This window comes from Neisseria perflava (assembly GCF_024170405.1).
Lineage (GTDB): Bacteria > Pseudomonadota > Gammaproteobacteria > Burkholderiales > Neisseriaceae > Neisseria > Neisseria perflava_B.
Window position 1 is genome coordinate 1 of the sequence record NZ_JALJYC010000008.1, and the last position, 13,782, is coordinate 13,782.

12 protein-coding genes are annotated in these 13,782 nt (G+C 49.9%); 4 read left to right on the plus strand and 8 right to left on the minus strand.

From position 1 onward, the window contains the following. Positions 1 to 151 precede the first annotated feature (151 nt). On the plus strand, positions 152 to 442 hold the full coding sequence (locus J2T37_RS04090; protein WP_253353945.1) for a ComEA family DNA-binding protein: 291 nt from the start codon (positions 152 to 154) through the stop codon (positions 440 to 442). Positions 443 to 549: 107 nt separating this feature from the next. Here J2T37_RS04090 and J2T37_RS04095 read toward each other — a convergent pair whose 3' ends face one another. After that, on the minus strand, positions 550 to 1,425 hold the full coding sequence (locus J2T37_RS04095) for an RnfABCDGE type electron transport complex subunit B (RefSeq protein ID WP_253353947.1): 876 nt from the start codon (positions 1,423 to 1,425) through the stop codon (positions 550 to 552). 90 nt (positions 1,426 to 1,515) lie between these two features. On the opposite strand from J2T37_RS04095, the gene J2T37_RS04100 reads away from it, so the two are divergent. Beyond that, positions 1,516 to 2,007 carry a YchJ family protein gene (locus tag J2T37_RS04100; RefSeq protein WP_253353949.1) on the plus strand — a complete coding sequence of 164 codons (492 nt, stop codon included), beginning with the start codon at positions 1,516 to 1,518 and terminating at the stop codon, positions 2,005 to 2,007. 277 nt (positions 2,008 to 2,284) lie between these two features. On the opposite strand, the gene J2T37_RS04105 is transcribed toward J2T37_RS04100, so the two are convergent. Beyond that, positions 2,285 to 3,073: an inositol monophosphatase family protein gene (locus tag J2T37_RS04105; protein ID WP_253353951.1), complete on the minus strand. Its 789-nt coding sequence runs from the start codon at positions 3,071 to 3,073 to the stop codon at positions 2,285 to 2,287. A 76-nt stretch (positions 3,074 to 3,149) separates the two neighbouring features. Here J2T37_RS04105 and J2T37_RS04110 point away from each other — a divergent pair, with 76 nt between their 5' ends. Next, positions 3,150 to 3,875, plus strand: a complete 726-nt coding sequence (locus J2T37_RS04110; protein ID WP_253353952.1) for a 16S rRNA (uracil(1498)-N(3))-methyltransferase — start codon at positions 3,150 to 3,152, stop codon at positions 3,873 to 3,875. A gap of 107 nt (positions 3,876 to 3,982) precedes the next feature. On the opposite strand, the gene glyS is transcribed toward J2T37_RS04110, so the two are convergent. From glyS to glyQ, 6 genes are all read right to left on the minus strand, one after another. Continuing rightward, entirely contained in the window at positions 3,983 to 6,043 is a 2,061-nt protein-coding gene (gene glyS, locus J2T37_RS04115; RefSeq protein WP_253353954.1) for a glycine--tRNA ligase subunit beta, read from the minus strand. Between the two features lie 57 nt (positions 6,044 to 6,100). Further along, entirely contained in the window at positions 6,101 to 6,487 is a 387-nt protein-coding gene (locus J2T37_RS04120; protein ID WP_253353956.1) for a type II toxin-antitoxin system VapC family toxin, read from the minus strand. Further along, positions 6,484 to 6,726 (minus strand): type II toxin-antitoxin system Phd/YefM family antitoxin, encoded by a 243-nt coding sequence (locus J2T37_RS04125; RefSeq protein ID WP_253353958.1) that lies wholly within the window; start codon positions 6,724 to 6,726, stop codon positions 6,484 to 6,486. The genes J2T37_RS04120 and J2T37_RS04125 overlap by 4 nt, the downstream gene beginning before the upstream one ends. Positions 6,727 to 6,838: 112 nt before the next feature. Next, the gene (locus J2T37_RS04130) at positions 6,839 to 10,006 is read right to left on the minus strand and encodes a glycosyltransferase (protein WP_253353960.1); all 3,168 of its coding nucleotides are present in this window, start codon (positions 10,004 to 10,006) and stop codon (positions 6,839 to 6,841) included. Between the two features lie 52 nt (positions 10,007 to 10,058). Further along, positions 10,059 to 11,909 carry a lipid A export permease/ATP-binding protein MsbA gene (msbA, locus tag J2T37_RS04135; protein ID WP_253353962.1) on the minus strand — a complete coding sequence of 617 codons (1,851 nt, stop codon included), beginning with the start codon at positions 11,907 to 11,909 and terminating at the stop codon, positions 10,059 to 10,061. 115 nt (positions 11,910 to 12,024) lie between these two features. Beyond that, a complete protein-coding gene (glyQ, locus tag J2T37_RS04140; protein ID WP_253353964.1) occupies positions 12,025 to 12,930 on the minus strand; it encodes a glycine--tRNA ligase subunit alpha in 906 nt (301 codons plus the stop codon). 144 nt (positions 12,931 to 13,074) lie between these two features. Here glyQ and J2T37_RS04145 point away from each other — a divergent pair, with 144 nt between their 5' ends. Beyond that, positions 13,075 to 13,686 (plus strand): OmpA family protein, encoded by a 612-nt coding sequence (locus J2T37_RS04145; protein ID WP_253353966.1) that lies wholly within the window; start codon positions 13,075 to 13,077, stop codon positions 13,684 to 13,686. Positions 13,687 to 13,782 lie beyond the last annotated feature (96 nt).

Here is a 13,782-nt window from a genome sequence, read left to right on the forward strand (position 1 = left end):
TAGAGTGTGTGCAGTAGGAAGGGGTGTTGCGGATAGGATACGGTTAGTGATGGTAAATAAGGAAACTGTCAGGATTATGATGAAAACCGTTGTGCCTCTCCAATACGCTGCGGTATGATGATAGCTGGGTCAAACACATTACGGAGACAATATGAAAAAAATCCTGTTAGGCGCATTAGCGGTGCTGTGCTCGGCGTTCAGTTTGGCGGCGGTGAACATCAATACCGCCAGTCAGAGCGAATTGGAAGCGCTGCCGGGCATCGGCCCGGCCAAAGCGAAGGCGATTGTGGCATACCGTCAGCAGCACGGTCAGTTCAAGAGTGTGGACGAGCTGAAAAACGTGAAGGGAATTGGCGAGGGTATTTACGGCAAGCTCAAAGGTGAGGCGACCGTATCGGGTCAGCCGGTGAAGAAGGCGGCCGTTCCTGCCGTGAAAAAATAGGGGGCGAATCCTGCCGAATGCTAAACCCGAAGGCCGTCTGAAACTCAGACGGCCTTCGGGTTTTTATTTTGCATTAATTTATCGCACTTTAGAACTTACTGTTCGTTTTAAGTATGCTTACGTTTGATTTTTATTGCTTCCTGTTCAGCTTTGTATTGGCGAAGATAGACTAGTGCAGCTTCTTTTTCTTCTTCGTTTCCATATTTTGCATCTCGCTGTGCTCGGCGGTGAATGGCTCGTTGCTTAGCTTCTTCTATTTGTTTATTACGGAAGTTCTCCCGATTAGCTGCTGTTACAAGGTTAGTCTGTTGAGATTGTGCTTTAGCCATGGCTTTGGAAATCAAATCCATTGGGTTAAAGGGTGTACTGCTTTCTGTTGGTTGTGACGAGATGGCTTTTTGCGTGGCTGATAGTTTATTCTTAGTGGCGTTTTCCCGTTTGGCTAATTCCTCTTTTTTTTCTTTTACATCTCGAATATTGCGATAATTATGCCACTCGTAACGTTGCTTTGCGTGTGTTGCGGCAGCGAAGCGCGGATGATTTTTTTTGTTTTCATCAGAAATAGAATAGGTTAGGGGTAAAAATTCTGCCTGAATTGGTTGCATATGGATGCAGTCTATTGGACAAGGGGCTACGCATAAACCGCAGCCAGTACATTCAGAGCGAATGACTGTGTGCATGAGTTTATGGGCACCAAAAATGGCATCGACTGGGCAGGCACGTATGCAAGCTGTACAGCCGATACAAACGCTTTCATCTATCCATGCCAACGCTTTTTCTATTATTTTTGCGGGAGGAACGGGCACTTTGCCTAGTATGCTTGCGATGTCCTTAATGACTGTTTCTCCTCCCGGTGCGCAGAGATTGATATCCGCTTCGCCCCCAGACAAAGCTTCAGCATATGGGAGACAGCCTTCATATCCGCACTCACGGCATTGTGTTTGCGGCAGTAAATCATTCAGGCATTCGGCGGTAATCGGCATGATAAAAACTCAGAGTCAGCAAAATCGAAAGCCGCTATTTTAACAGATTTTCTCTACCTATTGATTTGGTTATATAATCTGCCATAAATCATGATTTTCGAGAATATGATGTCTGATACTGTGCTTTGTCCTTGTGGCTCTACAAAATTGTATGCTGAATGTTGCGAATTATTTCACCTTAGCCGGAGAAAGCCTCAAACCGCAGAAGAGTTGATGAGGTCGCGTTATTCGGCGTATGCCTTGCAACGAATTCATTATATTGTTTCGACTACGGTACCGGCTCAACAAGGGCTATTAAATGTCGAAGACATAGCTGCATGGAGCCGTGAAACTGAATGGTTGGGATTGGAAATTTTAAAGAATATTCCTAAAATCGGTCGAAATCACGCACAAGTAGCATTTATTGCGCGTTTTAAAGAAAATGGCTCTGCGCAGGAACATCAGGAATTATCGGCTTTTGTGAAGATTGAGGAATGCTGGTATTTCATTGATCCCACAGTACCGTTACCGACCATGAAACAACCGTGTATTTGCGGTTCTGGCAAAAAATTTAAAGCATGCTGCGGACAGTTTTTCGTCTGACCGGATCGCCTTGTTTGGATGCAAAAAAACCATTCATACCAAGGGAGAAGTATGAATGGCCAATACATTGCGGGAAAACGTCTTACTTGCTGAACCGCCCAAAAGGGATAAAAGAGCGGTGTGTTTCAGCACTACATATTCTAATAGCTTTAGTATTAAATGACGTTAAGAAGTGAAATTGTTTGAGTAAATTGCGCGATAATACGGCTGTATTGCCAGATAAACGGTATTTTTCAACATTATCTGCAAATATTATGTAAGACACTTTCGCGGGGAACTACTGATTTTCCCGTATCCAAGCTACCCATCGTTCAAATAAAGCAGGCTCCAGAGCCGCGATAACCGAGCGCTTGAAGACGTGTTCTCCGCTCCAAAAATCATCTCCTTCTAATGTTGTTAGGCAACCGCCAGCTTCCTCAAAAATCAAAGCACCTGCTGCGTAATCCCATAATTTCTGACCGCCGTGAACATAAACATCATAGCGACCGCTGGCCAGATAGCACCAGTCTAATGTGCTGCACCCCATGCTGCGTATAGTGCCAAACGGCGCTAGCGTATTCAGACGGCTGGAGAGCTTGCCGGATCGGAGGTATTTGATTTCCACACCGGCGATGGCTTCTTTAAGTTTTTTACTGACTAAGCGTAAAGGTAATTTTGTCCCATTGAGAAACGCGCCTTTGCCGCGCTCCGCGTAAAAACATTCGCCGCTGACAGGATTGTAAATCACGCCGAATTGCGAGCGGCCGTTTTGAACATAAGCCACGGAAATAGCAAAATGTGGCAAGCCGTTGACAAAATTATTGGTGCCGTCAATCGGATCGACGACCCACAGGCCGTCTGAATGTTGCAGCCATAAAGCCTGTTGCTCTTGGGCTGTCATCTCTTCGCCGAGCATGGGGCTGTCGGCCAGTAGCGGCAGTGCGGCGGCAAATGCAGTTTGCGCGGCCAAATCCGCATCGCTGAGCATGCTGCCATCGTCTTTGCGGTAAGAGGGCGTATTTAAAAAGCGCGGCATCACTTCGGTTTGTGCGATATGGCGCACGACGTTTTGCAGTTGGTGTAACACTTTTATCCTTAAAGCTTGCTATTTCGGCGTAAATATACTGATAATGTGCGCATTATACGCTAATCAACCTGTTTTTATGCCCCGTTTTTATCTGAATACTCCCCTGAATGCCGGACAGCGGATTGAGTTGCCCGATAATGTCGTCCGCCATTTGAATGTACTGCGTGTCAGAGCGGAGAAAGAAATCGTTTTGTTTAATGGTGACGGTAAGGCTTATCCGGCTCGTCTGACTACCTTGGAAAAGCGCCGTGCCGAGGCTGAAATTTTGCGGGCAGACATTGCCAATAACGAATCGCCGTTAAACATTACCCTGATACAATCCGTTTCCAGCGGCGAGCGCATGGATTTTACGTTACAAAAGAGCGTAGAACTGGGTGTGACCGCGATTCAGCCGGTGATCAGTGAACGCTGCGTGGTGCGCTTAAACGGAGAGCGCGCGGATAAGCGGGTGGTACGCTGGCAGGAAATTGTGATTGCTGCCTGCGAGCAGAGCGGGCGCAATATTGTGCCGCAGGTGTTGCCGTTGATTTCGTATCAGCAGGCTTTGCAGCAAATGCCGTCTGAAAAAACAAAATTACTGATGAACCTGAATCGGGCGCAGAAGCTGAATCAAATTACCCCCTCTTCAGACGGCCTGATTTTTATGGTCGGGCCGGAAGGCGGTTGGACGGCTCAGGAAGAGCAGCAGGCTTTCGCTGCCGGATTCCAAGCGGTAACGCTGGGTAAACGGGTTTTACGCACGGAAACAGCCGCTTTAGCAGCAATCGCCGCCATGCAGACTTTATGGGGTGATTTTGTCTGACGGGATTCTTGCAAGTATCTTGAAACCAAAGGCCGTCTGAAACATCAGCAATCATTCAAGCTGATGTTTCAGACGGCCTTTCATGTTTAGCGATTCAAATATAAAGTTTATTCACTTAACAAGGAAATATCCGCCACCGCATTCATCTGTTGCGCCAGTTGGTTCAGCAGATTCAGGCGGTTTTGTTTTACCGCCGGATCTTCTGCCATCACCATCACGCCGTCGAAGAAAGCGTCTACCTGCGGTTTGATGGCTGCCAGCTCGGTCAAGGCCGTCTGAAAATCGTTGTTTGCCACGGCTGCGGCGATTTTCGGTTGCAGCGCTTGCGCAGCGGCATAGAGGGCTTTTTCTTCATCTTGTTGCAACAGGCTTTCGTCAACCTTGCCCAAATCCGCGTCGGCTTTTTTCAGCAGGTTTTGCACGCGTTTGTTGGCGGCGGCAAGGGCGGCGGCTTCGGGCAGCTGTTTGAACGCGGCCACGGCATCGAGCTTGGCGGTCAGGTCGTTCAAACGGTCGGGGCGTTGCGCCAATACCGCTGCAACGATGTCGTGCGGATAATCATTTTGCAGCAACACAGCCAAACGTGCCTGCATAAAGTCGGCGACTTCGGCGACGGTATTGTCCGCCAATTTACTGGCAGGGAAAGTCGCATAAGCGGTTTGCAACACATCGCTGATACTCAAATCGCTATTCATCAGCATACGCAGAATGCCCAAAGCCGAGCGGCGCAGCGCGTAAGGGTCTTTGTCGCCGGTCGGAATCAGGCCTATGCCCCAAATGCCGACCAGCGTTTCCAATTTATCGGCCAGCGCCGCAGCGGTAGCGATTTTGCCTTCGGGCAAATCATCACCGGCAAAGCGCGGGCGGTAATGCTGCTCGATGGCGTTGGCGACTTCTTCGCTTTCGCCGTCCAGACGCGCATAATATTTGCCCATCGTGCCTTGCAGCTCGGGGAACTCGCCCACCATTTCGGTCACTAAGTCGGCCTTAGAGAGGCGGGTAGCACGTTCGGCAACGGCAGCGTCTGCACCTAATGCGCGGGCAATGTGGCCGCTAATGCTCATCAGGCGGTCGAGACGTTCGGCCTGACTGCCCAGTTTGTTGTGGTACACCACCTGCGCCAATTTCGGTAAACGGCTCTCCAATGTGGCTTTTTGGTCTTGCTTGTAGAAAAACTCCGCGTCAGACAGGCGCGCGCGCAACACGCGCTCGTTGCCGCGAATGATATGCGACGGGTCGTCCGCTTCCAAGTTGGAAACCAGCAAAAAACGGTTCATCAGCTTGCCGGTGCCATCGAGCAGCGGGAAATATTTTTGGTTTTGCTGCATGGTCAGAATCAGACACTCCTGCGGCACCGCCAAGAAATGCGCTTCAAAGCCGCCTTCCAATACCACCGGCCATTCCACCAGCGCGGTCACTTCGTCCAGCAGCGCTTCGTCGGCGGCAACGGTCGCATTCAGACGGCCTGCCTGCGCGTTTAAGGCCGTCTGAATCGCAATTTTGCGCTCGGCAAACGAAGCAATGACTTTGCCTTCGTTTTTCAGTTGTTCGGCATAGCTGTCGGCGTTGCGGATGGTAATTTCGCCTTCGGAAAGGAAGCGGTGTCCCAAAGTGGTGTTGCCGCTTTGCAGACCCAATACGTTGGCATTGACGATTTTATCGCCGTGCAACACGGTCAGCGCGTGCACCGGACGCACAAAGGTAAAACTACTGCTGCCCCAGCGCATTACTTTCGGAATCGGCAGTTTTTTCACCGCCTGATTGATGATGTCTTCCAGTAATTCGTCCAGCGGCTTGCCGGTTTGGGTGTATGCGTAGGCATATACGTCTTGTTTGCCGTCGTGAATCATGGTCAAATCTTCGATTTTCGCACCCGCGCCACGGGCAAAACCTTCCAAAGCCTTGGTCGGCACGCCATCCTTCATGGCATTGGCAACGGCCGGGCCTTTTTTCACAATCTGCTGGTCGGCCTGCACCGCTTTAACATTTTTCACCTGTACGGCCAAACGGCGCGGCGAGGCATAAGCGGTGTATTCGGCTGCGCCGTCAAGCAGCTGCGCTTTTTCCAAGCCTTCGGCAATGGCGGCGGCAAAGGCATTGCCCAAGTTGTTGAGGGCTTTTGGGGGTAGTTCTTCGGTTAGGAGTTCGATTAACAGGGTTTGGGTCATGTTTTACTTTCGGTTTTCAAAATGCGGCAAGCCGCTGTTTTCATGTATGTTTTAAATTCAGACGGCCAATACTGTCTGCCCGTAAGCAGCTACTTTGCTGTTAGCGCTGAGTAAGATAATCCCTTCCGTTTGGGATTGCGCAACCAACATGCGGTCAAAAGGGTCTTTATGGATATCCGGCAGATTGGCGGTTGCTGCTGCGTGTTGGCCTGTAATGGGTAGCTCCAAATAACCGTTATCCGCTAAAGCGCGGCGGAATTGTCCGGCATTGACCGAAAAGTCGGCACGCCTCTGCGCTGATTTAATGGAAATTTCCCAAATACTGGCTGCGCTAAACATCAACTCGTTGTCGGGATTACTGATGATGTCGCGTGCGGTCCGGCTTAGTTTCGGATGGTCGGCTGCCGCCCACAACAGAATATGCGTATCCAGCAGATATTTCATTCGTCAGCCCCGGTAAACAGCGCCTCAACGTCGGTAGCGCTCAAATCGTCAAAATCATCGGGAATTTGCAATGCAGGCATAAACCCAATTCGTTTGATTTGCGGCTTTTGCGCTAGATACGGTACCACACGCACCATCGGCTTACCCGCCTTGGCAATAATAAACGGCTCGCCGTGCACCGCGCCATCCAGCAGGCGGGACAGGTTGGTTTTGGCTTCATGGATATTGACGGTTTGCATAAGAGATATCAGCCTTGTTTTATCGGACTAAGTTTTGTTAGTTTAGTTTTTATTAACGTAGCGTGCAATAGCTGTTTTCAGACGGCCTTGGGCTATCTTAGGCCGTCTGAAATTAGCGCTTTACCCGTGATATTACTGGAATAGAAAAGTCTTCATGCCTGATGGTTAAGTTTGGATTGTAATACGGGTCTTGTAAGTTGTCGGTATGCCAAGTACGGATCATGTAGTCAATTTCCCGTTTAAAGCGGGCTTGCTTCTCTGGATTATCTTCATGGCCGCGACTGATAGATTCGTGGTGGTACAGCTCTGCATATGGTGTCCATAAGTTGCGGTAGCCAGCAGCATGGACTTTCAAGCAGAAATCGACATCATTGAAAGCAACAGTTAAATCTTGTTCGTTTAAGCCACCGACTTCGTCGAAAACTTCTTTGCGTACCAGCAGGCAAGCAGCGGTTACGGCCAGCAAATCTTGAGCGACATACAAACGGGAGAAATAACCTGGATGTTTTTTAATATAGTGTTTATGTGAATGAGCTGCAACGCCGTTGATACCGATAAATACACCTGCATGCTGGATTGTATCGTTTGGATAATACAGCATAGCGCCGACGCAGCCGATAGACGGTCGTTGCACCTGTGATACCATCTCTGTTAGCCATTCAGGATTAATCACTTCGATGTCATTGTTAATCAAGCCAATAATGCTGCCATTGGCATGTTTAGCGGCAAAATTGTTAATGGCGGAGTAGTTAAACGGTTGCGGATAGCGTAGCAGCGTTACTTTCGGATGTTTGGCAATTTCATCGAAATAGGCCAGCGTTTGAGGGTCGTCTGAATTATTGTCTACCAGCAGGATTTCGTAATTCTGATATTCTGTTTTATCCAAAATCGAATCGATGGCTTGCTTGGTAATGGCATAACCGTTGCGGGTCGGGATAATCAGGCTAACCAACGGTTGCTCCGACCAATGCCATTGCACGCGGTAGAGGTTGTCAGCCTTGCCGCGTGTAACGGTAACATCTTGCTCAAGTTGAGAAAAATAATGTTGCAGCGCTTTGATACCCGCTTCGGTCGTATAGGATTTCTCACCTGAGGCTAATGCAGTCGAGCCTTCAATCGCGCGCCAATGGTAAAGGATTTTCGGAATATGTACCACATTGTTGCCACCCATTTCCAACAGATAGCGCAATAGAAAATCATAGTCTTGGCTGCCTTCCAAGCCTTTGCGGAAACCGCCGATTGCTTTGGCAACATCTGTTTTATACACACCCAAATGGGAAATATAGTTTTGCCCATAGAGCAAATCAAGGTTGAAATCGGATTTGAAGTGCGGCATAAAACGCACGCCGTTTTCGTCGATTTTGTCTTCGTCTGTATAAATCATTGAAGCGTCTGGATGGCTTTGCAGAGCTTTGACGATTTCAAACAAGGCATGTGCGGGCAATACGTCGTCGTGATCCATTAATGCCAGCCATTCACCCTCTGCCAGCGCTAGTGCGCTGTTGGAATTTTCTGAGATGTGACCGTTTTTTTCGCGAAAGACGACTTTAATCCGTGCGTCGATTTTCATATATTGTTCAAGCAGCGGGCGGATGTCGGCATTAGGAGACGCATCATCGGCAATACATAATTCCCAGTTTTCATAAACTTGTTCGCGTACTGAATCAATGGCTAATTTAAGCCATTTAGTGTCAACATTATAGACTGGCATCAGGACGGAAATCTTAGGACGGTAAGCAAAACTGCTGACTTGCTTATCCATCTGAGCCAAATCATCTGCGGTATAGACATCATTATGGGCAATCCAAGTTTGATAGGCTGCTTTATTGCCAATGTCAAAGTGGTCGGACGAATGCTGCGGTATGCCAGTTAAATGACTGTATGCGTTAGAGCGCAGGAACTGCTTGACGGTGCGCAAGTCGTTATCCAAGTACATATGGCGGATATGCTGGTAGGCCTTGCCGATACTGCCTTTTTCACGTACCAGCTGGCGGAAACCTTTGCGGCAGCGGTTGGCGGATCTGAGGCCTTGTTCGATTTTAACAAACGGTTTGAAGGTTTTAACAGTCATCAGGGATTTATAGTCAGTCAGGCGTTGTTGCAACGCATTATGGTTTAGATATAGATTGTGCGCGGTATGCGCATGGTGTTCTTTTTCTTGGGTCAGCACTTGGATTTGCGCTTGCAATGCTTGGATGGTTTGCTGCGCTTCGGCAAGCTGGTGTTGGGCATTGTTGTTTTGCGTTATCCGTTGATTAATGGCGTCAATTTGCTGTTGGAGTGATTCGGTCTGCTTGGCTGAATGTTCCGATTGTTGCAGCAGCTTAGACAATACGTCTTGCAATGCTTGATTCTGTTGTTCAAACGACATGATGTTTTCTCGTAGTAAGTGAATTTTAGAAGTTAATTCTTGGTTTTGTTGTTGTAATGAGCTGTTATCTTGCAGGATATTATTGTGGTTTTGGGTCAAATTCAGGTTGATTTGCTCAAGGTTATTGGCATGTTGTTGTAGTAAATCCATGTGCAGCAGGGCAGTAACGCAATCTAGATACCCCAAGTTGTGTTGCAGGAAAATGGTACGATTTTTCTCATAGACACGCTGCCAGTCGCGTTGAGCAATTTGGCGGTTCTGGGTAAATTGGTCGCTCAAGGAGGATTGGTCTTCACGCTTACGGTAGCGGAACAATACTTCTGGAATCTGGTAGGCTTCACCACCGTTTTGCAGCATCCGAATCCAATAATCCCAATCTTCGTGAGTATTTAGGTTTTCATCAAATCCACCGATTGCCTGATAAGAAGCAGCACGGTGCATAGAAATAGAGGAAGGAAATTTATTGCCCATTAGCAGGCTTTTAAAGCCTTCATAAGGGGGAATTTCCCAAAGGCCGCTTTGTGCGCCGAATAATTCCGCCTGCGGGTAGGTTAATACGTAGTTTGGATTAGCTTCTAAAACGGCCACTCCTTTGGCAACATAATCGGGCAGAATAATATCGTCAGCGTCTAAAAACAGAAAATAGCTGCCTTGCGCTAGCCGTGCGGCATGGTTGCGGGCGGCTGATACGCCCTGATTATTTTGCACGGCATAACGGATATGCGGTTTATTGGCTAGATATTGGCGCAGGTAATCAGCATGTTCTGGCGCAGAACCGTCGTCCACGATGATGATTTCGATGGGGGCATAGGTTTGCTGCTCAACCGATTCAACGGCTTCGGCGATGTAGTCCTTACAGTTGTAGTAAGGAATCATGACGGAAACAAGTGGGTTGGCGGTAGTATTCATTGTCTGTTTCAGGCTTGGTTTTCAGACGGCCTTAATGCCGTCTGAAAATGAATTATTCGGCCAGCTTCGGCATATTTTGCAAGGCAGCATAGTAGCCGTTTTTGGCTAGAAGTTCGGCGTGCGTGCCTTCTTCGATGATTTTGCCGCCGTCCATCACGATAATGCGGTCGGCTTCTTCGATGGTGCTTAAGCGGTGGGCGACGATGATGCTGGTGCGGCCGTGCATTAGGCGCTCAAGGGCTTGTTGTACAAGGCGTTCGGATTCGTTGTCGAGTGCGCTGGTGGCTTCGTCAAGGAGCAGAATAGGCGCGTCTTTGAGGATGGCTCGGGCGATGGATACGCGTTGGCGCTGGCCGCCGGAGAGGTGGCTGCCGTTGGCACCGATGGGCATATCCCAGCCTTGCGGTTGTTCTTGCACAAAATCCCAAAGATTGGCGGCGCGCAAGGCGTTTTCGATTTCTTCGGGTGTAGCTTCGGGGCGGCTGTATAAGACGTTGTTGTACAGGCTGTCGTCAAACAGGAAAACGTCTTGGGAAACGAGGGCAAACTGTTGGCGCAGGCTTTTCAGGGTTAAGTCGTTGATGTCGGTGTCGTCCAGATAGATGTGGCCGGAAGTAGCGGTTACGAAGCGTGGCAACAGGTTGACGGCGGTGGTTTTACCGCTGCCGGAGCGTCCGACCAGGGCGATTTTTTCGCCAGGACGGATAGACAAATTAAAATCATCCAGGGCTTTGTGGCTTTGGCCTTCATACAAAACGTCGATGTATTCAAATTTCAGACGGCCTTGGGCTCGGTCTATGGTTTGTGTGCCGGTATCGGCCTCTTTGGGCAGATCAAGGAAATAGCAGATATCGTCAGACGCCAAAAACATACCCTGCATGGGAATGCTGATGTTGGAGAGGTTTTTAATCGGGCTGACAATTTGCAACATGGCAACGATAAAAGCCATAAATTCGCCGATGGTGGTGACTCCGCTTTGGCTTTGCCAGAGGGCAACGAAAATCACCACCGCCAGCGCGATGGAGGCAATCAACTCGCTGATGGGGGAGCGGGCGGATGTGGCTTGGGTGATTTTTTTGCTGACGCGCACCAGTTGGTTGTCGATAAAGCGGTATTTTTTATCGGCAGCTTTGTAACCGCCGAACATTTGCACCACGCGGTGACCGGCGTGGGTTTCGTTAACCATGTTGTTGATTTCGGCAATACCGGCTTGAGAGCTGCGCAAGACTTCTTTCAGACGGTCTCGGTAATAGCGGGACAGCCAGGAAAGGGCGGGGAACATCAGCAAAACCACCAGGCACAGCTGCCAGTTAAGATACAGCAAAACGCATACCAAACCGATAACGGTCAGGGTGTCGCGGGTCAGGGTAATAAATACATTGGCCGCGTTGCTGATGGCGGCGTTGGCTTGGGTAATGAAACGGTTGGTAATCGCGCCGGCGGTTTCGTGTTGCAGCGTTTGCGATGAGAGCGACAGCATTTTGTTGAAGAGGTCGATACGCAAATGGCTGGTGGCGACCACGCTGGCCCAAGTCATCAGGTAGGTGCTGGCAAAACGGCAGAGCCCGCGGAAGATAATCAGCGAAATGAAAAACAGGGGAACCGCCCAGATTTTGTTTTCTGTACCCCAGATAAGGTAGTTCATCTGCTCTTTCAGGTGCAGCAGGGGTTCATACCAAGCGCCGGTATTGGATAACACGGGTGCGGCAACAGGCGCGGCAAAGCCTTGGTTGACCAGCGGGGCGATAAAGGCGGCCAGATAGCTTTCGGTAGCGGCAACGCCGGCGGTGGCCACCAATGCCCAGATAATGCGGGCTTTGTAGGGCTTAACGTAATTCATCAGCCGCATAAAGCTGCGGGTGTCGTCTTTGGTAAATAGGCCGAACGTGAGTTTTTCTATCATGGTGTCGCTATCTTGGTGGTGGGCGGTTTTCAGACGGCCTTATGACGCGGCTAGGAATAAGATGGTTACAGATATATCTTAAATCCATGAAATTGCGTTTAGGCCGTCTGAAATATCAGGCGTTGGTTTCTTTAATCAGCGGGAAGCCTAATTTCTCGCGGCTTTCCACAAATCTTTGCGCCACTACGCGGCTGAGGGTGCGGATACGGCCGATGTAGGCGGCACGTTCGGTTACGGAAATCGCACCGCGCGCGTCCAACAGGTTGAACATATGGCCGGCTTTCAATACCAGTTCATAAGCGGGCAAGGCGAGGCTGGTGTCTTCTACCGCCAACAGGCGTTTCGCTTGCGCTTCGTAGCCGTTGAACTGATCCAGCAACCAAGCGGCGTCGCTGTATTCAAAGTTGTAGGTAGATTGCTCCACTTCGTTTTGATGGTACACATCGCCATAGGTCACTACCTGGCCGTCGGGACGGCGCGACCACACCAAATCGTAAACGTTTTCCACGCCTTGCAGATACATGGCCAGGCGCTCGATACCGTAGGTAATTTCGCCGAGTACGGGCGAGCAGTCGATGCCGCCGACCTGTTGGAAATAGGTAAATTGGGTGACTTCCATGCCGTTGAGCCAGACTTCCCAGCCCAAGCCCCATGCGCCGAGGGTGGGGTTTTCCCAGTCGTCTTCGACAAAGCGGATGTCGTGCACTTTCGGATCGATACCCAATTCGCGCAAGGAACCCAGATACAAATCCTGAATATCGGCAGGAGCGGGTTTGAGCGCGACTTGGAATTGGTAGTAGTGTTGCAGGCGGTTGGGGTTGTCACCGTAGCGGCCGTCTTTCGGGCGGCGGCTGGGTTGCACATAAGCGGCAAACCACGGCTCCGGGCCGAGCGTACGCAGGCAGGTGGCGGGGTGGGATGTACCCGCGCCGACTTCCATATCGAAAGGTTGGAGGATAGTGCAGCCTTTGTCGGCCCAGAAGGTTTGCAGTTTGAAAATAATTTGTTGGAAAGTCAGCATGGCTTGGTTCGGAATCGGAAATAAAATAAAGGCTTCATTTTACTGTTTTGGTCGTGGTTTGAATAGTTTTGTTGTGGGGTATTCGGCGATTTCGGTATAATGGCGGCAGTTTGTTACCTTTAATCCGATGGAGAGGAATGGAAGATGTCTGATAACGATGATAACAAAGAGCAACGCGCCGGTTTATGGTTGGCCGGTGGTGCGGCGGGTCTGGCTGCGGCTGCGGTTTTGTTCTTTTCAATCTGGGGCTGGGAAACCGGTAAAATCGAGGGTTCGCCTGCATACGGTCAAGCGGCTTCTGCCGAAGTGAGTGAAACGGCTGCGGAAGAGGCGGCGGTTTCGGCTGTTGAAGGCAATGGTTTGGAAACAGCTGCGCCTGCCGATGTAGCGCCGTCGGAAGCGGTTGTCGCTGACGCGCCCGCAGATGACGCGGCAGCCGTGGTAGTGGAAAACGGCATTGTGAAATTCTATTTTGCCAGCGGTAAGGCTGATTTGGCCGAAGGTGCGCAAGAAGCTTTGCAGGATGTGCTGGCCGGTGTGAAAGAAGGCAAAAAAGCCATCGTTTCCGGTTATCATGATGAAACCGGCAATCAGGCGCAAAATGAAGAGTTGTCCAAACAGCGTGCGCTGGCGGTAAAAAATGCGCTGATGGGGTTTGGTGTGGCTGAAGAGCAAATCGAGCTGCGCAAACCTGCCGACAGCGAAGGCAGCGGCGATAATGCCGAAGCCCGCCGCGTGGAAGTGGTGCTGGAATAGTATTGAGCCATTAAAAAAGCCCGAAGATGTTTCGGGCTTTTTTAATGGGACAGTTATCTCTGTTAGTGTGAGACGGTGTTGCTGCCTCCAATTGTC